20 protein-coding genes are annotated in these 20,148 nt (G+C 70.9%); 5 read left to right on the top strand and 15 right to left on the bottom strand.

Annotated elements, in window-relative coordinates; genetic code table 11:
* Positions 1-555: 555 nt before the first annotated feature.
* Entirely contained in the window at positions 556-2,160 is a 1,605-nt protein-coding gene (locus ACZ4O3_RS31695) for an MDR family MFS transporter (protein WP_384997203.1), read from the bottom strand.
* Between the two features lie 157 nt (positions 2,161-2,317).
* Here ACZ4O3_RS31695 and ACZ4O3_RS31690 point away from each other — a divergent pair, with 157 nt between their 5' ends.
* A complete protein-coding gene (locus ACZ4O3_RS31690; protein ID WP_362718397.1) occupies positions 2,318-2,917 on the top strand; it encodes a TetR/AcrR family transcriptional regulator in 600 nt (199 codons plus the stop codon).
* Positions 2,918-2,963: 46 nt separating this feature from the next.
* On the opposite strand, the gene ACZ4O3_RS31685 is transcribed toward ACZ4O3_RS31690, so the two are convergent.
* Positions 2,964-3,515 carry a M23 family metallopeptidase gene (locus tag ACZ4O3_RS31685; RefSeq protein WP_362718394.1) on the bottom strand — a complete coding sequence of 184 codons (552 nt, stop codon included), beginning with the start codon at positions 3,513-3,515 and terminating at the stop codon, positions 2,964-2,966.
* A gap of 443 nt (positions 3,516-3,958) precedes the next feature.
* Here ACZ4O3_RS31685 and ACZ4O3_RS31680 point away from each other — a divergent pair, with 443 nt between their 5' ends.
* Complete coding sequence (locus ACZ4O3_RS31680; RefSeq protein WP_467725489.1) at positions 3,959-4,561, top strand: HAD family acid phosphatase; 603 nt, start codon at positions 3,959-3,961, stop codon at positions 4,559-4,561.
* Positions 4,562-4,645: 84 nt separating this feature from the next.
* Here ACZ4O3_RS31680 and ACZ4O3_RS31675 read toward each other — a convergent pair whose 3' ends face one another.
* A complete protein-coding gene (locus ACZ4O3_RS31675; RefSeq protein ID WP_362718389.1) occupies positions 4,646-7,171 on the bottom strand; it encodes an ATP-dependent Clp protease ATP-binding subunit in 2,526 nt (841 codons plus the stop codon).
* 430 nt (positions 7,172-7,601) lie between these two features.
* Here ACZ4O3_RS31675 and ACZ4O3_RS31670 point away from each other — a divergent pair, with 430 nt between their 5' ends.
* Positions 7,602-8,375, top strand: coding sequence for an SCO3374 family protein (locus ACZ4O3_RS31670; RefSeq protein WP_467725487.1), 774 nt, complete (start codon positions 7,602-7,604; stop codon positions 8,373-8,375).
* Here the strand turns inward: ACZ4O3_RS31670 and ACZ4O3_RS31665 are convergent.
* The 10 genes from ACZ4O3_RS31665 to ACZ4O3_RS31620 form a co-directional block, all read right to left on the bottom strand.
* Positions 8,354-8,689: a histone-like nucleoid-structuring protein Lsr2 gene (locus ACZ4O3_RS31665; RefSeq protein ID WP_362718383.1), complete on the bottom strand. Its 336-nt coding sequence runs from the start codon at positions 8,687-8,689 to the stop codon at positions 8,354-8,356. The genes ACZ4O3_RS31670 and ACZ4O3_RS31665 overlap by 22 nt on opposite strands.
* Positions 8,690-8,965: 276 nt before the next feature.
* Positions 8,966-9,499, bottom strand: coding sequence for an amino-acid N-acetyltransferase (locus ACZ4O3_RS31660; RefSeq protein ID WP_467725485.1), 534 nt, complete (start codon positions 9,497-9,499; stop codon positions 8,966-8,968).
* Between the two features lie 9 nt (positions 9,500-9,508).
* Complete coding sequence (locus tag ACZ4O3_RS31655; protein ID WP_467725483.1) at positions 9,509-9,922, bottom strand: BlaI/MecI/CopY family transcriptional regulator; 414 nt, start codon at positions 9,920-9,922, stop codon at positions 9,509-9,511.
* A 180-nt stretch (positions 9,923-10,102) separates the two neighbouring features.
* Entirely contained in the window at positions 10,103-10,294 is a 192-nt protein-coding gene (locus tag ACZ4O3_RS31650) for a hypothetical protein (protein WP_362718375.1), read from the bottom strand.
* Positions 10,295-10,414: 120 nt separating this feature from the next.
* The gene (locus ACZ4O3_RS31645) at positions 10,415-11,020 is read right to left on the bottom strand and encodes a hypothetical protein (RefSeq protein ID WP_362718403.1); all 606 of its coding nucleotides are present in this window, start codon (positions 11,018-11,020) and stop codon (positions 10,415-10,417) included.
* Between the two features lie 136 nt (positions 11,021-11,156).
* The gene (locus ACZ4O3_RS31640) at positions 11,157-11,954 is read right to left on the bottom strand and encodes a type III pantothenate kinase (protein ID WP_362718372.1); all 798 of its coding nucleotides are present in this window, start codon (positions 11,952-11,954) and stop codon (positions 11,157-11,159) included.
* 4 nt (positions 11,955-11,958) lie between these two features.
* Complete coding sequence (gene nadC, locus ACZ4O3_RS31635) at positions 11,959-12,936, bottom strand: carboxylating nicotinate-nucleotide diphosphorylase (RefSeq protein WP_384997190.1); 978 nt, start codon at positions 12,934-12,936, stop codon at positions 11,959-11,961.
* Positions 12,937-12,941: 5 nt separating this feature from the next.
* Positions 12,942-14,663, bottom strand: a complete 1,722-nt coding sequence (locus tag ACZ4O3_RS31630; protein WP_467725481.1) for an L-aspartate oxidase — start codon at positions 14,661-14,663, stop codon at positions 12,942-12,944.
* On the bottom strand, positions 14,660-15,661 hold the full coding sequence (panC, locus tag ACZ4O3_RS31625) for a pantoate--beta-alanine ligase (RefSeq protein ID WP_467725479.1): 1,002 nt from the start codon (positions 15,659-15,661) through the stop codon (positions 14,660-14,662). The genes ACZ4O3_RS31630 and panC overlap by 4 nt, the downstream gene beginning before the upstream one ends.
* Complete coding sequence (locus ACZ4O3_RS31620; RefSeq protein ID WP_467725477.1) at positions 15,658-16,596, bottom strand: Rossmann-like and DUF2520 domain-containing protein; 939 nt, start codon at positions 16,594-16,596, stop codon at positions 15,658-15,660. The genes panC and ACZ4O3_RS31620 overlap by 4 nt, the downstream gene beginning before the upstream one ends.
* 185 nt (positions 16,597-16,781) lie before the next feature.
* Here ACZ4O3_RS31620 and ACZ4O3_RS31615 point away from each other — a divergent pair, with 185 nt between their 5' ends.
* Entirely contained in the window at positions 16,782-17,975 is a 1,194-nt protein-coding gene (locus ACZ4O3_RS31615) for a threonine aldolase family protein (protein WP_467725475.1), read from the top strand.
* 28 nt (positions 17,976-18,003) lie between these two features.
* On the opposite strand, the gene ACZ4O3_RS31610 is transcribed toward ACZ4O3_RS31615, so the two are convergent.
* Positions 18,004-18,204, bottom strand: coding sequence for a hypothetical protein (locus ACZ4O3_RS31610; RefSeq protein WP_467725474.1), 201 nt, complete (start codon positions 18,202-18,204; stop codon positions 18,004-18,006).
* 100 nt (positions 18,205-18,304) lie between these two features.
* Between ACZ4O3_RS31610 and ACZ4O3_RS31605 the strand changes: the two genes are divergently transcribed.
* On the top strand, positions 18,305-19,405 hold the full coding sequence (locus ACZ4O3_RS31605; RefSeq protein ID WP_467725473.1) for a DUF5937 family protein: 1,101 nt from the start codon (positions 18,305-18,307) through the stop codon (positions 19,403-19,405).
* A gap of 39 nt (positions 19,406-19,444) precedes the next feature.
* On the opposite strand, the gene ACZ4O3_RS31600 is transcribed toward ACZ4O3_RS31605, so the two are convergent.
* On the bottom strand, positions 19,445-20,119 hold the full coding sequence (locus ACZ4O3_RS31600) for a response regulator transcription factor (protein WP_362728250.1): 675 nt from the start codon (positions 20,117-20,119) through the stop codon (positions 19,445-19,447).
* Positions 20,120-20,148: the final 29 nt, after the last annotated feature.

Genomic DNA, 20,148 nt, shown 5'->3' with positions numbered 1-20,148 from the left:
CGCCAGGACCGACCAGCGGCCCGGCAACCTCAGGCCACAGCCGACCAAGGCCATAGCCGACACGGGCCAGGGCGACCGGGACGCGGCGGACGCGGGCCGCAGCCGACCAACAGCCCGGCGACCGCGGGCCGCAGCTGACCAAGGCCGTAGCGGACGCGGGCCACGGCAGACCAAAGCTGTAGCGGACGCGCGGCACGGCAGACCGAGAGCACGGCGGGCACGTTGGGACCGACCAAGGGCCCGACAGCCTCAAGCCGCAGCCGCCCAGAGCCGTAGCGGACGTGGGCCAGGGCCGAGCGAGGGCCTGACGGGTTAGGGCCAGCGGCAAGCAAGGGCCTGTCGACCGCGGGCCACAGTCGGCCAAGGCCGGTGACGGGCGCAGGCCGTAGCGGGCCCGTAGCGGTCGCGGGCCGCGGCGGCCTGCGGGGTGCAGCCGGCCATACGTACCCGACGCGTGGTCGTGCGCGGTGCAGGGTCTCGCCGGGTGTTGCGGAGGTGACGGGAAAGCGGGTGGCCCCGGGGACGCTCGGTCCCGGGGCCACCCGCGTGCGTCTCTCAGACGGCCTCGACGACCGGCAGCGGTGCCGCCTCGTCGGAGCCCGCCTTCTGGGGGCCGCCGCGCAGCGGCACCTCCTTGACGAAGACGGCGGCCACCACGACGGCCACCGCGATCACGGCACCGAGCAGGAACGCCGAGTGCGTGCCGGCCGACACCGCGTGCTGGTACGCCTCGCGGGCCGCCGCCGGCAGCTTCGCAAGGCTCTTCGCGTCCAGCTGGGCCGACTGCTCGGTGATCTTGGAGCCCAGCGAGCCGGCCCGCTCGGACATGACGCCCTTGACCCGGTCGTTGAAGATCGCGCCCATGATGGCGACGCCGAAGGAGGAGCCGAGGGTACGGAACAGGGTGGTGGACGAGGACGCGACGCCCATGTCCTTCATCTCCACGCTGTTCTGCGCGACCAGCATGGTGATCTGCATCAGGCAGCCCATGCCGAGGCCGACGACGGCCATGTACACGCCCGAGATGAACCGGGTGGTGTCGGTGTCCATCGTGGACAGCAGGTACAGCCCGACGGCCAGCAGCACCCCGCCCACCAGGGGGAAGACCTTGTAGCGGCCGGTGTTAGTGGTGACCCGCCCGGCGACCATCGAGGTCACCAGCATCGCGCCGAGCATCGGCAGCAGCAGCAGGCCGGAGTTGGTCGCGGACGCGCCCTGCACGGACTGCTGGTAGAGCGGCAGGAACAGCGTGGCTCCGAACATCACGAAGCCCACGATGAACCCGATGACCGACATCAGGGTGAAGTTGAGGCTCCGGAAGATGTGCAGGGGCAGGACCGGCTCGGCGGCCTTGGTCTGCCAGAAGACGAAGCCGATCAGGGCGACGACGCCGATGGCGATCAGTTCCATGATTCGTGCGGACGTCCAGGCGTACTGGGAACCGCCCCAGGTGGTGACCAGCACGATCGAGGTGATGCCGAGGGTCAGCAGACCGGCGCCCAGGTAGTCGATGCGCGTCTTGTTCCGCTTCTTCGGCAGGTGCAGGACGGCGCTGACGGCGGCCAGCGCGACCACGCCGAGCGGCAGGTTGATGTAGAAGGCCCAGCGCCAGCCCCAGTTGTCGGTGATGGTGCCGCCGACCAGCGGGCCGCCGATCATGGCGAGCGCCATGACGCCGGCCATCATGCCCTGGTACTTGCCGCGCTCGCGGGGCGGCACGAGGTCACCGATGATCGCCATGACCCCGACCATCAGACCACCGGCACCGAGGCCCTGGATGGCCCGGAACCCGATCAGCTGGCCCATGTCCTGGGCCATGCCGCTGAGTGCGGAGCCGACCAGGAAGATGACTATGGAGGTCATGAAGGCGCCCTTGCGCCCGTACATGTCACCGAGCTTGCCCCAGAGCGGGGTGGCCGCCGCGGTCGCGAGGGTATAGGCGGTCACGACCCACGACAGGTGCTCCAGACCGCCCAGCTCACCGACGATGGTCGGCATGGCCGTGCCCACGATCATGTTGTCGAGCATCGCGAGCATCATCGCGACCATGAGCGCGAGCATCACGACCCGTACGCTCTTGGGTTCCTTCTGCGGCGCCTCGGCCGCTGCCGGTGCCCCCGGTTTTTCCTGGCCCGTCTCGGCCGCCTGGGTGTCCGCCATCTCTCCCACTCCCCCTGGCGGCTGCTACTTACTGGCCGCCCGGCTAGTTCAGTACACTGGGAAGGTAGACCTGTCACTAGCCGGTCGTCAAGTAAGTTTCTGGAGCGGACGTCCGTCCGGCAGAGTGAGTTTTCGCGGGAGTGCGAGGAATAAGAGGATGGGCGTCACCATGGACGGCACCAAGCAGCAGCGCCGGGGCAACACCCGCCAGCGCATCCAGGACGTGGCGCTGGAACTCTTCGCCGAGCAGGGCTACGAGAAGACCTCCCTGCGGGAGATCGCCGAGCGCCTCGACGTGACCAAGGCAGCCCTGTACTACCACTTCAAGACCAAGGAAGAGATCCTGGTCAGCGTCTTCGAGGATCTGACTCGGCCGATCCAGGACCTGATCGAGTGGGGCGAGGGGCAGCCGCACACGCTGGAGATCAAGCTGGAGATCGTACGGCGCTACAGCCGGGCGCTCGCCGAGGCCGGGCCGCTGTTCCGCTTCATGCAGGAGAACCAGGCGACCGTGCGGGAGCTGCGGATCGGTGACACCTTCAAGGACCGGATGCGCGGCCTGCGGAGCATCTTCGTCGACCCGGACGCACCCCTGACCGACCAGGTCCGCTGCATCAGCGCGATGTTCACGCTGCACGCGGGGATGTTCGTCATGCAGGACCTGGAGGGCGACCCCGAGAAGAAGCAGGAAGCCGTTCTGGAGGTCGCCCTGGACCTGGTGACCCAGGCCCACCGAGGTTCCGGCCCTTCCGCCTAGCGTTCCGGCCGTTTCCCCGGCCGTTCCGTCCGGGCGATCACACCGGTCAGACGGTCACGCCCTTGGCGCGCAGGAAGACGACCGGGTTGATCGCGGAGCCGTAGTTCGGGGTCGTACGGATCTCGAAGTGCAGGTGCGGGCCGGTGGAGTTGCCGGTGTTGCCGGACAGCGCGATGTGCTGACCGGTCCTGACGACCTGCCCGACCCTGACGTCGACGCGGGACAGGTGGGCGTACTGCGAGTACTGGCCGTTGCCGTGCCTGATGACGACGGCGTTGCCGTACGCGGGACCGTCACCGGCGCCGTTGCCGCCGGCCTTGACGACGGTGCCGCCGTGCGCGGCGACGACCTGGGTGCCGATCGGCACCGCGAAGTCCTGTCCGCTGTGCTTGGCGGCCCACATGCCGCCGGCCTGGTCGAAGCTCGCGGACAAGGTGTACTTCTGCACCGGGTCGATCCAGGCGGCGGCACTGGACGTGGCGGCCGACGCGACCCCCGACCCCACCACGGCCGTGACTCCGAGACCGGCCGCCAGAACGGCGGCGCGCTTACGGAGAGAGGACGTACGGGGGGCACGGAGAGTGGCGCGCAGGGACATCGAAACCTCGTGAAGTAGACAGCGGGGACCCCCCTCCGGCACCGGCTGACACGCGTCGGCCGCCGAACGGGGCATCCCTTGGTAACCCGAGAGCCGCGCTTCACCCAAACCACACCATCTACGGCATCAGCTAGTACACACGCGCGAAGTTGACCCTTTCTTGACAGAGTGCGCCCGGCCTGGCAGCCCTGACCTCACCCTTCCGGGCGTGAGGCGACATGGGTTAGAAAATCCCTTTTCCCCCGTCACGGGTTCCACTATCCCGGCTAGTAACGGACATTTGACCCGTGCGCTATGTCACCGGCGACCGCGGCCCGAAGCCCCCGGCGTGTGACCCAGGCCTCGCCCGACCTACCCCCGGGTAACCCGATGGCTTCCTCTACGCCACCTCGCCCACACATCATGTCCCTGACACTTCCGTGGACGTGAGAGGACCCCAACCGATGACCCCAGGCACCTGGACCCGCCGCATGTCCATCGCCGCCGTCTCCGTGGCCGCGCTCGCCGGGATGGCCGCGCCGGCCCAGGCCGCGACGGCGAGCAGCTCCACCACGGTCGACTACGCCACCTGGCAGCAGGACTGCCAGTCCGTGATGGACCAGGCCCTGCCGTACCTGAAGCAGCGCATCGCCGCCGCCGAGCCGGGCGAGCGGCAGGCGATCGTCTTCGACATCGACAACACGACCCTGGAGACCGACTTCGGCTTCAGCTTCCCCCAGCCGGCCAACAAGCCGGTCCTGAACATCGCCCGGTACGCCCAGGAGCACGGCGTCTCCCTGTTCTTCGTCACGGCCCGCCCGGGCATCCTCTACCTGCCGACCGAGTACAACCTCGAACACGACGGCTACGACGTCTCCGGCCTGTACGTCCGCAGCCTCTTCGACCTCTTCAAGGACGTCGCCGCCTACAAGACCGCCCAGCGCGTCGACATCGAGAACAACGGCTACACGATCATCGCGAACATCGGGAACAGCGCCACCGACCTCTCGGGCGGCCACGCGGAGAAGACCTACAAGCTGCCCGACTACAACGGCCAGCTCTCGTAGCCGCACGACGGGTACGCGAAAGGGGCCGGTGCTCGGGAGAGCACCGGCCCCTTTCTTTCGGGCCTTTCGGCGAGCCTCTGAGGGCTACGCCTCCTTGCTCAGGTTCGGACCGGCTCCGCCGGCCGCCTGCTCGATCGGCGGGACGTCGGGGAGTGCGGACTTCTCCTCACCCCGGAAGGTGAAGGTCTTGGTCTCGCCCTCGCCCTCCGTGTCGACGACCACGATGTGACCGGGGCGCAGCTCGCCGAAGAGGATCTTCTCCGAGAGCGTGTCCTCGATCTCGCGCTGGATCGTGCGACGCAGCGGCCGCGCGCCCAGCACCGGGTCGTAGCCCTTCTTGGACAGCAGCTCCTTCGCGGACTGGGAGAGCTCGATGCCCATGTCCCGGTCCTTGAGGCGCTCGTCCACCTTGCCGATCATCAGGTCGACGATCCGCAGGATGTCCTCCTGCGTCAGCTGCGGGAAGACGACCACGTCGTCGACGCGGTTGAGGAACTCGGGCCGGAAGTGCTGCTTGAGCTCGTCCTGGACCTTGTTCTTCATGCGCTCGTAGTTGGTCTTCGAGTCGCCCGAGGCCGCGAAGCCCAGGTTGAAGCCCTTGGAGATGTCCCGGGTGCCGAGGTTGGTCGTCATGATGATGACCGTGTTCTTGAAGTCCACGACCCGGCCCTGGGAGTCGGTCAGACGACCGTCCTCCAGGATCTGCAGCAGGCTGTTGAAGATGTCCGGGTGGGCCTTCTCGACCTCGTCGAAGAGGACGACGGAGAACGGCTTGCGGCGGACCTTCTCGGTCAGCTGGCCGCCCTCTTCGTAGCCCACGTAACCGGGGGGCGAACCGAAGAGACGCGAGACCGTGTGCTTCTCGCTGAACTCCGACATGTCGAGGGAGATCAGCGCGTCCTCGTCACCGAAGAGGAACTCGGCGAGGGCCTTGGACAGCTCGGTCTTACCGACACCGGACGGGCCGGCGAAGATGAACGAGCCACCGGGGCGCTTCGGGTCCTTCAGACCGGCACGCGTACGGCGGATCGCCTTCGACAGCGCCTTGACGGCGTCGACCTGGCCGATGACCCGCTTGTGGAGCTCGTCCTCCATGCGCAGCAGACGCGAGGACTCCTCCTCGGTGAGCTTGAAGACCGGGATGCCCGTGGCCGTGGCCAGCACCTCGGCGATCAGCTCGCCGTCGACCTCGGCGACGACGTCCATGTCGCCGGCCTTCCACTCCTTCTCCCGCTTGGCCTTGGCGGCCAGGAGCTGCTTCTCCTTGTCGCGGAGGGAGGCGGCCTTCTCGAAGTCCTGCGAGTCGATCGCGGACTCCTTGTCCCGGCGGACGCCGGCGATCTTCTCGTCGAACTCGCGCAGGTCCGGCGGAGCGGTCATCCGGCGGATGCGCATCCGGGAGCCGGCCTCGTCGATCAGGTCGATCGCCTTGTCGGGCAGGAAACGGTCCGAGATGTAACGGTCGGCCAGGGTGGCCGCCTGGACCAGCGCCTCGTCCGTGATGGAGACCCGGTGGTGGGCCTCGTACCGGTCACGCAGACCCTTGAGGATCTCGATCGTGTGCGGCAGGGACGGCTCGGCGACCTGGATCGGCTGGAAGCGGCGCTCCAGGGCCGCGTCCTTCTCCAGGTGCTTGCGGTACTCGTCCAGGGTGGTGGCACCGATGGTCTGCAGCTCACCGCGGGCCAGCATCGGCTTCAGGATCGAAGCCGCGTCGATGGCGCCCTCGGCGGCACCCGCACCGACCAGCGTGTGCAGCTCGTCGATGAACAGGATGATGTCACCGCGGGTGCGGATCTCCTTGAGCACCTTCTTCAGGCGCTCCTCGAAGTCACCGCGGTAGCGGGAGCCGGCGACCAGGGCGCCGAGGTCCAGGGTGTAGAGGTGCTTGTCCTTGAGGGTCTCGGGCACCTCACCCTTGACGATGGCCTGGGCGAGCCCCTCGACGACGGCGGTCTTGCCGACGCCGGGCTCACCGATCAGGACCGGGTTGTTCTTGGTGCGGCGGGACAGCACCTGCATGACCCGCTCGATCTCCTTCTCGCGCCCGATGACCGGGTCGAGCTTGGACTCACGAGCGGCCTGGGTGAGGTTCCGGCCGAACTGGTCGAGGACCAGGGACGTCGAGGGGGTGCCCTCGGCAGGGCCGCCGGCGGTGGCGGTCTCCTTGCCCTGGTAGCCGGAGAGCAGCTGGATGACCTGCTGCCGCACCCGGTTGAGATCTGCGCCCAGCTTGACCAGGACCTGGGCGGCGACGCCCTCGCCCTCACGGATCAGGCCGAGCAGGATGTGCTCCGTGCCGATGTAGTTGTGCCCCAGTTGCAGCGCCTCGCGGAGCGACAGCTCCAGGACCTTCTTGGCACGGGGGGTGAAGGGAATGTGCCCGGACGGGGCCTGCTGGCCCTGGCCGATGATCTCCTCCACCTGCTGGCGGACCGCCTCGAGCGAAATCCCGAGGCTCTCAAGGGCCTTGGCGGCGACACCCTCACCCTCGTGGATCAGGCCCAGGAGGATGTGCTCGGTGCCGATGTAGTTGTGGTTGAGCATCCGGGCTTCTTCCTGAGCCAGGACGACAACCCGCCGCGCGCGGTCGGTGAACCTCTCGAACATCGTTAATCGCTCCTCAGAGCGGTCAGGCAGTGGGGGGAACTTCCCCTCTCTGTCCTTCCGCAGCTTAGTCCCGCAAGCGGGGACCGCTCATTCCAACTGCCGACACCGTCGATGGCCTCCTGACCCCGAACGCCGACATATGCTCCAACCCGATGGTGCGAGACGATGTTCCCGCAGGCCAGGCAGTTACCCCTTCCGCCAGTACGCCGATGGCGAACGTGAGACGCCCTCGCCTGCGTGTCGCCCCCTCCCACTAGGGATGTCTTACCCGCACGGACTGACAGTCCATGCCGTATGCCCCCGGTCCCTCCGCTACGGGCGAACAACCTTGCGTCCCTCCGTGCCCCCGCGAAGGCCTCCGTTCGGAACGCTGCGCACTCGCGCGCGCACCCAGCGTAACTCGGGCGGGTTCGCGGCGGTTGCAGTTGGCATGGCTGGCTCGGTCCCTCTGGCCGCTTCAACGGTCCCTCACCCCCGTCGTCCGCTCGGATCCGGCGTCGATCACGCCGTCGCGCCCGGTTCCGGTTGCACCTTGGCACCGGGTTCCGGCCGCTTCGCCGGACCGGACTCGCAGGTGGCCCGGCTCCGGCACTGGTACGAGAACGAACTGGGCTGGGCGACAGTGCCCGAGACACCCGGAGAACCGCTGCGGCTGGTCACGGGCGTGCGTTTCGACGTGCTGGACGTGCCGGCCCCGGCGGGCGCGAAGGCGCTCAGGCATCTGGGGCCGGGCTCTCCGGTGGCGCTCCAGGGCGACCGGATGCTGCTGCTGGTAGCCGCGGGCAGCGCGGAGGAGGTGCCGGGACTGCTGGACTGGCTGGAGTGGAGCGCGCTGGCCCTGGACCTGCGGGCACTGGGCGCGCACGGCCGGATGGACGCTCCGGCACGGCCCGAGCCGGTCTCCACCGGGGCCCGACCGCTTCCCGAAGCCGACGAGGGCCCCGCCGCCCCGCCGGAGCCCGCGGACCGTCCGGAACCCGTGCAGGGGGCCGCCGTCTGGTTGCGGCCCCCCGGGCCGGGGCGCGAGGTGGAAGCCTCGCTGCCGAGAATGCCGCGTGTGCCGACGCTGCCGGCCGTGGGGGGCGTGGGATGCGCCCCCGATCTCGTACGGCTGGTGGACACGATGGCCACCGAGTGCCACCGGGTCCGGTTGTGGCGCGCGAGCCACGGACCTGAGGGGGATCAGGCGTTGGCGTCCTCGTAAGCCTGGCGAATCGTCGCCGGAACACGGCCGCGGTCGTTGACCTCGTAGCCGTTCTCCTTCGCCCACGCGCGGATCTGCGCGGTGTCCTGGCTGCCGCCTGCAGCCGCACGGGCCTTTCCACGTCCGCCCGACGCACGGCCACCGGTACGACGACCGCCCTTGACATAGGGGTCGAGAAGGCCGCGCAGCTTGTCCGCATTGGACGTCGTGAGATCGATCTCGTACGTCTTGCCGTCCAGCGCGAACGTCACGGTCTCGTCCGCCTCGCCACCGTCGAGGTCGTCGACAAGAAGGACCTGAACCTTCTGTGCCACCGGATTTCCTTTCATCGATAACTTCAGGGCCGGGGTGTGCGGCGCCCGCCGTTTCGCCGCCCCCTGTTATATGCAGTACTGCAGTACGTTGGAAAGCAAACCGCTTTTGCGGGAAAAACACAAACCCCTGGGAGAGACCGAGGGGTCTGCTCCCGCCCGGAAACATGCGCGTTTCGGACATAGGCCACCTGGGCAAGGCGAGGCACCCGGAATTGGGCCCGATCTCCCGCCCAACTCCGCCCGATGCCTCTTGTCCGCCGCGATCCCTCGGGGCGATCACAGATGCAGAAGCATCCGGCTGTTGCCCAAGGTGTTCGGTTTCACTCGTTCGAGTCCGAGGAACTCGGCGACGCCCTCGTCATAGGAGCGCAACAGCTCCGCGTAGACATCGGTGTCCACGGGCGTCTCGCCGATCTCCACGAAGCCGTTCTTCCCGAAGAAGTCGACTTCGAAGGTCAGACAGAAAACTCGGCGAACACCGAGCCATCGCGCCGTCTCCACCAACTTCTCCAGCAACTGATGGCCCACGCCGGCGCCCTTGAGGCCGGGCTTGACCGCGAGAGTGCGCACTTCGGCGAGGTCTTCCCACATCACGTGGAGTGCGCCGCAGCCGACCACCTCGGCGTTGTCGTCGCGTTCCGCGACCCAGAACTCCTGGATGTCCTCGTAAAGCGTCACCGTGGCTTTGTCGAGGAGGATGCGGTCGCGGACGTACGCGTCAAGGAGTCGGCGCACCGCCGGGACATCGCCGGTCCGGGCCCGCCGGACGGTGACGGCTTTTGCGGTGACTTCGGGGCGCATCGCTGACATGAGCGGACGCTATCGCCCGCGGTGGTCCGCCATGGAGCCGGGGTTCTCCTCTTGCGGGGCTTCCGGGCCTTCGCGTTCTTCCTGCTGTTCCGTCCTATCGGGGCCCTGCACGATCCGTACGGCGTCCCACAGGGCCTGGCGCTGTTCGTCGCTCATCATCCCGAAGAAGGCGACGAGAGCGGCGGCCGGGTTGTCGCTCTGGGACCACGCTTCGTTCATCAGGGCGGCGGCGTAGGCGGCCCGTGTCGAGACGGCCTCATATCGATAGGCACGCCCTTCGGCCTCCCGGCGCACCCAGCCCTTCTGATGGAGATTGTCCAAAACGGTCATCACCGTGGTGTACGCGATGGACCGTTCCTGCTGGAGGTCTTCCAGGACTTCTCGAACGGTCACCGGGCGGTTCCACTTCCACACCCGCGTCATGACCGCGTCTTCGAGTTCTCCCAATGGGCGAGGCACAGCTCAGAACAATAGTGGGAGATCCCGCCAATGGCGTGCCGGACGTGCACTTTCGCTGACAAAGGCGAACAAAAGGGGCGTACGACCCGGAAGGCGTGGCTGTGGCCGCGCGGGGGTCGTACGCCCGTGGGGAGCGGTCCGCGATCAGGCCTCGCGGCCCGGGGCGGAGACCTTCAGGTCGCTCTCCCCGCGCGCGGCCCGCGCGAGGGCGGCGTCCACGGCGGCGTCCTCCTTGGCCTTGGCGGCGCCGCCCTGGGTCTTCACGATCACCCGGACCAGACCGACGAAGAAGACGGCCATGACGACCGGGGGCACGAGCGCGGAGACGTAGTCCATGCGTCCAGAGTAGCCACGGGGGACCGGGCGAAAGGTGCGGGGTGGGCAAAGCGTCGTACAAGGCGTGCGAGCTGCCGTTTTCCCCCGTCCGCGGCTGCCGGCGGCCGCCGGGGATCCGGTTCAGCCGGCGGCGAGCTGCTGCGGCGGCGGGGTGGGCCGGCGTCGCGGGAAGACCTCGCCCGGGGTCGGAATGGGCCGCTTCGGCGTCACCGGCTCGGGGGCCGCGGGCTGCGGGGCGGGCCGTCCGGCGGGCCGCTCCTTCGGCTTCTTCTCCGGCTCCTTGGCCACTCCGCCCGGCAGGGCCGTCAGGCGGATCCTGGACGCCGGCACGGCCGGTGCGGGCACCTTGCGGGCCCCCTGGGCGAGCCGGGCCCGCACATCACGCTCCGCGAGGTCCTGACAGCGGTCGAGCAGCGCGGCGGCACCGGGGTTCCCGCGCAGCGCCCGCAGTGCGGCGAGGTCGTCCGGGGTGGGCCGGTGGCCGGCGGCCAGCGCCTCCTCCAGGAGGGTGAGATAGCCGGCGACGGTCCCGGGCAGGGCCGCGCGGTAGCGGACCAGATCGGCCACCAGGAAGGCCCGCAACCGGGCCCCCTCACGCATCGCCTCGTCGAGAGACTCGGCGAGCCGATGACAGTCCTTGATGTCCTCGGCGGAGGCGGGACCGGGGTGAAGGGCGAGGGCGAGAGCACGGCGGAGCACACGCAGCTCCTCCGCACCGAACGCCATGCCGCCGCGGGATCCGTATGGCGTGGGCATGGACCGAAGATACGCGTAAATCAGACAAACTCGACATAGGGGACATGGTGTGGCGCAGCAGGGCCACCCACCTGGCCGCCGCGTGCCGCGCGCACCCCCCGCCGCCTCACGTCCGCGACACGTTCCGCTCGTACACCAGCCGGAGTCCCACCAGCGTCAGCCACGGCTCGTGCTCGTCGATCACCGAGGACTCCCCCAGCACCATCGGCGCCAGCCCGCCCGTCGCGATCACCGTCACGTCGTCCGGATCCTCCGCCAGTTCCCGCGCCATCCGCCCGACCACCCCGTCGACCTGCCCGGCGAAGCCGTACACGATGCCCGCCTGCATGGCCTCGACCGTGTTCTTGCCGATCACGCTGCGCGGCCGGGCCACCTCGATCTTCCGCAGCTGGGCGCCCTTGACGCCCAGCGCCTCCACGGAGATCTCGATACCGGGGGCGATCACACCGCCGACGTACTCCCCGCGCGCGGACACCGCGTCGAAAGTCGTCGCCGTACCGAAGTCGACGACGATCGCCGGACCGCCGAACAGCTCGACGGCGGCCACGGCGTTGATGATCCGGTCGGCGCCGACCTCCTTGGGGTTGTCGGTGAGGATCGGCACCCCGGTCTTCACCCCCGGCTCCACCAGCACCGCCGGCACATCGCCGTAGTACCGCCGGGTGACCTCGCGCAGTTCGTGCAGCACGGACGGCACGGTCGCGCAGATCGCGATGCCGTCGATGCCGTCGCCGAGTTCGTCGCCGAGCAGCGGGTGCATGCCCATCAGGCCCTGGAGGAGCACCGCCAGCTCGTCGGCGGTACGCCGCGCGTCCGTGGAGATGCGCCAGTGCTCGACGATGTCCTCGCCGTCGAAGAGCCCGAGGACGGTGTGCGTGTTGCCGACGTCGATCGTGAGGAGCATGAGGTCACTCCGCCTCGCGCAGATCCAGGCCGATGTCGAGGACCGGCGAGGAGTGGGTGAGGGCACCGACGGCCAGGAAGTCCACGCCGGTGTCGGCGTACGCCCGCGCGTTCTCCAGGGTGAGGCGCCCGGAGGCCTCCAGCAGAGCGCGACCGCCGACGATCGCCACGGCCTCCTCGCACTCCCCCGGCGTGAAGTTGTCCAGCAGGATCAGGTCGGCGCCCGCGTCGACCGCCTCGCGCAGCTGGTGCAGGGTGTCGACCTCGACCTCGATCGCCAGGTCGGGGAAGGCCTCTCGGACGGCCTTGAAGGCCTGCTCGACGCCGCCGGCGGCCACCACGTGGTTGTCCTTGACCAGAGCCGCGTCGGAGAGCGACATCCGGTGGTTGACGCCGCCGCCGCAGCGCACCGCGAACTTCTCCAGGGAGCGCAGGCCCGGGGTGGTCTTGCGGGTGTCCCGCACGCGCGTGGTGGTGCCCTCCAGCACGTCCGCCCACGCGCGCGTGGCGGTGGCGATGCCGGAGAGACGGTTCAGGATGTTGAGCGCGCTGCGCTCGGCCGTGAGCAGGTCGCGGGTGCGGGTGGTGATCGACAGCAGCGGCTGTCCGGCCTCGACCCGGTCGCCGTCCTCGACGTGCCGCTCGACCTCGAACTCGTCCGTGCAGACCACGGAGACCACGGCCTCGGCGATCCGCAGCCCCGCGACGACGCCCGCCTCGCGCGCGACGAAGTCGGCGGTCGCCACGGCCTCCTCGGGGATCGTCGCGACGGTCGTCACGTCCACGCCGTTGTCCAGGTCCTCCTGGATGGCCACGTTGGCGATGTCCTCGACCTCGACGGGGTCGAGGCCGGCGGCGGCGAGAAGTCCGGCGAGCGCGGGGTCCAGCCCGCACTCCAGGTACTCCTCGTCGCCCCCGGCGCCACAGGCACAGCCGTCGCCGCAGCCGCCGCCGTCGGCGAGGGGAAGGTCGTTGGTGCTCACGTCTGTCACTGCTCCTGGGATGACTGGTGCGACCGGGTCGGGGGGAAGTCTGCGGTGTCGGTGGTGCCCACGGCCAGCGAGCGGTCCGGATTCAGCCGTACGACGATGTGGCGGCGCCACCCGGTGTCGTCGCGGTCGGCGTGGTCCAGGCGCCAGTGGCAGCCGCGGGTCTCCTGGCGGCGCAGGGCCGCCTCGACGAGCACCCGCGCGACGCACAGGAGGTTGGTGGCCTCCCAGGTGTCGACGCCGGGCTCGGCTGTCTTGCCATTCTCGTCCAGGGCGTCGCGGGCCGCGGTGTGCAGGCGCTGGAGCTGCTCCGCCGCCCTGGTCAGGGACCGGTCGGAGCGCAGCACGCCGGCGCCCTCGGTCATGATCCGCTGGATCGCGAAGCGGGCCTCGGGGGCCTGCAGCGGGTGCGCGGGCTTGTCGGGATGCGGGACCGGGACGGGCACGCGCGCGTGCAGTCGGTCCTCCGCGTGCCGCGCGGTGATGTCGGCGGCGATGCGCTCGGCGTAGACCAGGCCCTCCAGGAGGGAGTTGGACGCGAGCCGGTTCGCGCCGTGCACGCCGGTGCACGCGACCTCGCCGCACGCGTAGAGCCCGTGCACCGTGGTGCGCCCGCGCGCGTCGGTGCGCACGCCCCCGGAGGCGTAGTGCGCGGCCGGCGCGATCGGGATGGGCTCGGTGACCGGGTCGATGCCGTGCGCCCGGCAGGCGGCCAGGATGGTCGGGAAGCGGTGTTCCCACATGTCGGCGCCGAAGTGCCGGGCGTCCAGGAACATGTGCTCGGCGTCCTGTTCCTGCATGCGCCGCATGATGGCCTTGGCGACGATGTCCCGCGGCGCCAGCTCGGCCAGCTCGTGCTGGCCCACCATGAAGCGCACGCCGTCCGCGTCCACCAGGTGCGCGCCCTCGCCGCGCACCGCCTCGGAGACCAGTGGCTGCTGGCCCTCCGCGTCGGCGCCGAGGAACAGCACGGTCGGGTGGAACTGGACGAATTCGAGGTCGGAGACCTCCGCGCCGGCGCGCAGCGCGAGCGCCACGCCGTCCCCGGTGGACACCGACGGGTTGGTGGTCGCCGAGAAGACCTGGCCCATGCCGCCGGTGGCGAGGACGACCGCGGGGGCGTGGACGGCGCCCACGCCGTCGTGCTGGCCCTCGCCCATCACGTGCAGGGTCACGCCCGCCGTGCGTCCTTCGGCGTCGGTCAGCAGGTCCAGCACCAGCGCGTTCTCGATCATCCGCACGCCCCGCGCGCAAGCCGCTTCGACCAGCGCGCGAGAGATCTCCGCGCCGGTCGCGTCCCCGCCCGCGTGCGCGATCCGGCGCCGGTGGTGGCCGCCCTCGCGCGTGAGCTCGATGTCGCCGTCCGCGTCGGTGTCGAAGTGCGCCCCGGTCGAGATCAGCCGCCGTACCGCGTCGGGGCCTTCGGTGACGAGGATCCGTACGGCCCCCTCGTCGCACATGCCGGCGCCCGCGACCAGGGTGTCGTCCAGGTGCTGTTCGGGGGTGTCGCCGTCGCCCAGGGCGGCCGCGATGCCGCCCTGCGCCCAGCGGGTGGAGCCGTCGTCGAGGTGCGCCTTGGTGACGACGACCGTGGTCAGTCCGGCGGCCTCGCAGCGCAGGGCGGCGGTCAGGCCGGCGACGCCGGACCCGACGACCACCACGTCCGCGTCGATGGACCATCCGGGGGCGGGCGCGTGCAGTCGTATGCCTGTGCTGGTCACGAGGCGGCTCCGGGGGCGGTGAAGGTGAGCGGGATGTTGTCGATCAGCCGGGTCGTCCCGACCCGGGCGGCGACGGCGAGGACGGCCTCTCCGGTGAAGTCGTCGTCGATCTCGGTGAAGTCGGAGGGATCGACCAGGGCGAGGTAGTCCAGGGCGAGCGGCGGGTCGTAGTGGACCGCCTCGTCCAGGACGGTCCGGGCGGCCGCGCGGACGGCGGCGGCCGCGTTCGGCACGGCCTTGGCGACGGCGTGCGCGTCGGCCGCCGCGCGGGACTCCCCTATGGCGCTGAGCGCCTCGGCGCGCGCCCGGGTGGACGGCACCTCGCGCGCCCGCGCCCGCAACGCCTCCTGCGCCGCGTGCCGGTCACGCCCGGCGAACAGCGCACGCGACAGGGTGAGCGCGGTGCGCCGCTCGTCGGCCGACAGGTAGCGGTTGCGGCTGGAGAGCGCGAGCCCGTCGGCCTCGCGCACCGTCGGTACGCCGACGATCTCGATGCCGAAGTTCAGGTCCCGCACCATGCGCCGGATGACGGCCAGCTGCTGGGCGTCCTTCTGCCCGAACAGGGCCGCGTCGGGACGGGTGAGGTGCAGCAGCTTGGCGACGACGGTGAGGACGCCGTCGAAGTGGCCGGGCCGCGAGGCACCCTCCAGGCGCGTGCCCATCGGTCCCGCGGTGACCCGCACCTGCGGCTGCCCGCCCGGGTAGACCTCTTCGGCCGACGGGGCGAACACGGCGTCGGCGCCCGCCTGTTCGGCGATCTTCAGGTCGGCGTCCAGGGTGCGCGGGTAGCGGTCGAGGTCCTCGCCGGCCCCGAACTGCAGCGGGTTGACGAAGACCGTGACGACGACCTCGCCGTCGGGTCCGGCGATCTCGCGGGCCCCGCGGATCAGCGTGGCGTGGCCCTCGTGCAGGGCACCCATGGTCATGACGACGGCGCGGCGGCCGTGCCGCACGCGCGCGTGCAGTTCGGCGGCGGTGCGCAGCAGGGCGGTGCTCATCGGGTGTTCCCCTCGGTGCCGTGGGTGCCGTTGGTGCCGCCGGCGAGGACGCCGAGGAGGTCCTCGGCGAGCTCCGGCTTCAGCAGGCCCTGGGCGAGCGCCCGGTCGGCCGTGGCGCGGGCCATCGCCAGATAGCCGTCGACGGTCTGCGGGGCGTGCCGGCGCAGCTCCGTGACGTGCGCGGCGACGGTGCCCGCGTCCCCGCGCGCGACCGGCCCGGTCAGCGCCGCGTCACCGGAGCGCAGGGCGTTGTCCAGGGCGGCGCCGAGCAGCGGGCCGAGCATCCGGTCCGGGGCCTCGACACCGGCCGTGCGCAGCAGCTCCATGGACTGGGCGACCAGGGTGACCAGGTGGTTGGCGCCGAGGGCGAGGGCCGCGTGGTACAGCGGGCGGTTCTCCTCCAGGATCCACTCCGGCTCGCCGCCCATCTCGATGACGAGAGCCTCCGCGGCCAGCCGCAGCTCCTCGGGCGCGGTCACCCCGAACGAGCAGCCCGCGAGCCGCTGCACGTCCACCGGCGTGCCGGTGAAGGTCATCGCGGGGTGCAGGGCCAGCGGCAGCGCGCCCGCGCGCAGGGCCGGGTCCAGGACCCGGGTGCCGTACCGCCCGGAGGTGTGGACGAGCAGCTGGCCCGGCCGTACCGCGCCGGTCTCGGCGAGGCCCGCGACCAGGCCGGGCAGGGCGTCGTCGGGAACGGTCAGGAGCACCAGGTCGGCACGGTGGAGGACCTCGGCCGGGGGCACCAGCGGGATGTCGGGCAGCATCGCCTCGGCGCGCCGCCTGGAGGCGTCGGAGACCCCGGAGACGGCCACCGGGCGGTGTCCGGCGAGCTGCAGGGACGCGGCCAGCGCGGGACCCACCCGGCCGGCGCCCACGACGCCGACGGTGAGCCGCGCGGGGCGGTCACCGGGGTCTGGCTGTTGGACTGTACTCACGCGAGAGTGGCCTTCCCGTTCCAGTCCGCTCTGGGTACCGGACGATTTCTCGTCATGTTAACGCTATCGGGTTCGGGCCCAGTTGGCTGTCCACAGGCTGTGGGTGACCGGTCACATCGCACGGGATGCCTCCCGTACGGAAAATGCGAGGCCCTCCGTCCCCGCGCCACGGCATCATCCACGGCATGAGCGATACGGCGACGACACCCCAGAACGAACAGCCGGACGAACCCCGGTCGGCGGAGGAGCAAATGCGAGAGCGGCGCGCGGCCGCCTACCGGAAGGCCGATCGCGTGCTCGCGCGCGTGGGCCCGCGCGCCTCCCTGCGAGAGCGGCTCGCGCGGCTCCACGAAGGCGCCGCCGACGTGTACGACCTGGACGAACCGGCGGACGTCTACGGCAACGGGATCGTCGCGGCCCTGGAGGAGCGGGTCGCCGCCCTGCTGGGCACCGAGGCGGCCGCGTTCTTCCCGACCGGCACGATGGCCCAGCAGGTGGCGCTGCGCTGCTGGGCGGCCCGGACCGGCAACCCCACGGTCGCCCTGCACGCCCTCGCCCACCCCGAGGTCCACGAACGAGGCGCCCTCCGCGAGGTCGCCGGCCTGCGCACGGTCCGCGTCACGGGTGAGCCCCGGCTCCCCACCGCGCGGGAGGTACGCGACTTCGAGGAGCCCTTCGGAGCGCTGATGCTGGAGCTGCCGCTCAGGGACGCCGGTTATGTGCTGCCCACCTGGGAGGAGCTCACGGAGGTCGTGGCGGCGGCGCGGGAGCGCGATGCGGTCGTGCACTTCGACGGCGCACGCCTGTGGGAGTGCACCGTCCGCTTCGGGCGCCCCCTGCACGAGATAGCGGACCTCGCGGACAGCGTCTACGTGTCGTTCTACAAGTCCCTCGTCGGCATCGGCGGCGCCGCACTGGCCGGTCCGAAACCCCTGGTCGAGGAGGCGAAGACCTGGCGCCACCGCTACGGGGGCATGATCTTCCAGCAGTTCCCCACGGCGCTCGCGGCCCTGATCGGCCTGGAGCGCGAGCTGCCCCGTCTCCCGGAGTACGTGCGCCACGCGCGCGTGGTCGCCGCGGCCCTGCGCGAGGGCTTCGCCGAGGCGGGGCTCGCGTGGACGCGCGTCCACCCGGAGGAGCCGCACACCCACGAGTTCCAGGTCTGGCTGCCGTACGAGGCCGATGTGCTGAGGGAGACGGCGGTACGGCAGGCCGAGGAGACCGGCACGTATCTCTTCGCCGGCTTCTGGGAGCCGAAGGGTCCGGGCCTGTCCATGACCGAGGTGACGGTGTCGGAGGCCGGTCTGGAGTGGTCGGCGCAGGACGTGCGGGCGGCGGTCGCGGACTTCGTGAGGCGGCTTCCTGCGACGCCCCGCTAGGGAGCCCGGTCAGGGGCGCCGCCTCCTCCTAGGACGCGCGCATCCAGCGCAGCACGGCGCCCCGCAGCCCCCCGCGCGCCGGCCGCCCCGCGAGAACCGCGCGGAACCGCCGGTGGTCGCGCACCGCCCGCGCCACGCGCACGTCATGGGCGCCGGGCGGGGGCGGCGCGGGCTCTCCGTGCCGCCGAGCACGGCAGGTGTCGAGGAAGTGCTGCTGGACGCTGCTCATGGCTCCCGAGCCTGCGCCTTCGCGCGGCCTGCGTCGCGTCGATTGACGGCGCCCGTCAATCGGGGGAGGCGTTGTCGGTGGCTGGGTGCACGATGGGGACATGAGCGTACGTATCGACATCGCTGGTCTCCGGCCGGAGAGGGTCGCCGTCGTGCCCTCGCCGCTGGCCGAGCTCGGCATGGCGCTGCACGCGCTGTCGGAGCCGGGGCACCATCCCGGCCTCCAGGGCTGGGTGACCGGTGTCACCGCCCGGATGGAGCCGCACCTGGCCGACCGCATGTGCGAGGCCGACTTCCTGTGGCGGTCGACGTTCTCGGACCTGTTCCTGGCGTACGCGGCCGTCCCCGGTGCCGTCCCGGGCGGCACGCTGGCCGAGGAGCTCGGCCAGCTGGACAAACTGACGGACGAGCAGTTCGTCGACGCGGCCCTGGAGTTCACCTGCGTGCTCTCCTACGACACGCGGGCCCCGGCCCTGCTGTCGGATCCGGCCGGCCGCCGCAGGGCGCTGGAGGTGGCCGCCTCGCGCGGTCCGCAGCAGGTCCGGTTCGCGCAGCGGCTGCTCGACGATCCGCCCAGTGTGCGCGCGTGGCTGCGCCGGTTCCTGGAGGACTGCGCCGAGGCGTTCTTCGACGAGGCCTGGTCGCGGCTGCGCCACCAGCTGGCAGCCGACGCCCGCCACAAGACGGAGCTGCTGCGCCGCAAGGGGCTCGCCGAGGCGCTGGCCGCGGTCTCGCCGGTCGTGACGCTCGACGAGACGGGCGCGCGGATCACCGTGGACAAGCTCACCGACGGCCACGCCGTGGTCGACGCCGACGGCCTCCTGCTGGTGCCCACGAGTCTGGGCTGGCCCCATCTGATGGTCCTGCACCGCTACGGCTGGCAGCCGGTGCTGCACTACCCGGTCGGTTCGCCGGAGCTCGCGGCGCCGGCGTCGGTGGAGGCGCTCACCCTGCGGATGGCGGCGCTGTCCCATCCCGTCCGGATGCGGCTGTGCCGGTACCTGGCGCGCAGCGCGTCCACCACCAGCGAGCTGGCGCAGGTGCACGGCCTGTCGGCGCCGGAGGTCTCCCGGCACCTGGGCGTGCTGAAGAAGGCGGGCCTGGTCACCACGCGCCGCCGCGGCAGGTACGTACTGCACCAGCTGGACGTCACGGTCGTCGCCCGCCTCGGCAGCGACTTCCTGGAGGGGATACTCCGCTAGGGCGGATGGCGAAAGCCCCGCCTGAGCCGCGTGTGCGGGTCAGCCGTGGGCGCCGCCCGCGCGGACGAGCCCGGTCTCGTAGGCGAGCACGACCACCTGGACGCGGTCGCGCAGGCCGAGTTTGGTCAGGATGCGGCCGACGTGGGTCTTGACCGTCGCCTCGGAGAGCACCAGCCGGGCGGCGATCTCCCCGTTCGACAGGCCCTGCGCGACCAGCACCATGACCTCGCGCTCGCGGTCGGTGAGCCGGTTCAGCTCCTGGTGCTGGGGCTCCTTTCCGGCGGAGGGCAGCATCGGTGCGAAGCGGTCGAGCAGCCGCCGGGTCGTGGAGGGTGCGACGACGGCGTCGCCGCTGTGGACGGAGCGGATGGCGGCCAGCAGCTCGCCGGGCGGCACGTCCTTGAGCATGAAACCGGAGGCACCCGCCTTCAGCCCCGAGAAGGCGTACTCGTCGAGGTCGAAGGTGGTCAGGATGAGCACCTTGGGCGGCTCGGGCTCCGAGCAGATGCGACGGGTGGTCTCCACCCCGTCCAGCTTGGGCATGCGCACGTCCATCAGGACGACATCCACCTCGGCGGACTTCAGCACCTGGAGGGCCTCGACACCGTCGCCCGCCTCCGCGACAACCTCCATGTCCGGCTGGGCCGCGAGCACCATCCGGAACCCGGTGCGCAGCAGCACCTGGTCGTCGACGAGCATCACGCGGATCGTCATCGGGTCCTCTTCCGTTTCCGTACATCGGG

It is taken from the genome of Streptomyces sp. NPDC026515, assembly GCF_055567595.1.
Note: the sequence above shows the minus strand (reverse complement) of the source record. Positions and strands in the feature narration are given on the sequence as shown.

Coding starts and splice junctions, on each gene's coding strand:
- ACZ4O3_RS31605 (WP_467725473.1), top strand. CDS start 18,305: ATGAGCGTACGTATCGACATCGCTGGTCTCCGGCCGGAGAGGGTCGCC.
- ACZ4O3_RS31675 (WP_362718389.1), bottom strand. CDS start 7,171: ATGTTCGAGAGGTTCACCGACCGCGCGCGGCGGGTTGTCGTCCTGGCT.
- ACZ4O3_RS31610 (WP_467725474.1), bottom strand. CDS start 18,204: ATGAGCAGCGTCCAGCAGCACTTCCTCGACACCTGCCGTGCTCGGCGG.
- ACZ4O3_RS31615 (WP_467725475.1), top strand. CDS start 16,782: ATGAGCGATACGGCGACGACACCCCAGAACGAACAGCCGGACGAACCC.
- panC (WP_467725479.1), bottom strand. CDS start 15,661: ATGAGCACCGCCCTGCTGCGCACCGCCGCCGAACTGCACGCGCGCGTG.
- ACZ4O3_RS31600 (WP_362728250.1), bottom strand. CDS start 20,119: ATGACGATCCGCGTGATGCTCGTCGACGACCAGGTGCTGCTGCGCACC.
- ACZ4O3_RS31695 (WP_384997203.1), bottom strand. CDS start 2,160: ATGGCGGACACCCAGGCGGCCGAGACGGGCCAGGAAAAACCGGGGGCA.
- ACZ4O3_RS31645 (WP_362718403.1), bottom strand. CDS start 11,020: ATGGCGTTCGGTGCGGAGGAGCTGCGTGTGCTCCGCCGTGCTCTCGCC.
- ACZ4O3_RS31670 (WP_467725487.1), top strand. CDS start 7,602: ATGGCTGGCTCGGTCCCTCTGGCCGCTTCAACGGTCCCTCACCCCCGT.
- ACZ4O3_RS31655 (WP_467725483.1), bottom strand. CDS start 9,922: ATGACGCGGGTGTGGAAGTGGAACCGCCCGGTGACCGTTCGAGAAGTC.
- ACZ4O3_RS31640 (WP_362718372.1), bottom strand. CDS start 11,954: ATGCTCCTCACGATCGACGTCGGCAACACGCACACCGTCCTCGGGCTC.
- ACZ4O3_RS31690 (WP_362718397.1), top strand. CDS start 2,318: ATGGGCGTCACCATGGACGGCACCAAGCAGCAGCGCCGGGGCAACACC.
- ACZ4O3_RS31680 (WP_467725489.1), top strand. CDS start 3,959: ATGACCCCAGGCACCTGGACCCGCCGCATGTCCATCGCCGCCGTCTCC.
- ACZ4O3_RS31650 (WP_362718375.1), bottom strand. CDS start 10,294: ATGGACTACGTCTCCGCGCTCGTGCCCCCGGTCGTCATGGCCGTCTTC.
- ACZ4O3_RS31660 (WP_467725485.1), bottom strand. CDS start 9,499: ATGTCAGCGATGCGCCCCGAAGTCACCGCAAAAGCCGTCACCGTCCGG.
- ACZ4O3_RS31685 (WP_362718394.1), bottom strand. CDS start 3,515: ATGTCCCTGCGCGCCACTCTCCGTGCCCCCCGTACGTCCTCTCTCCGT.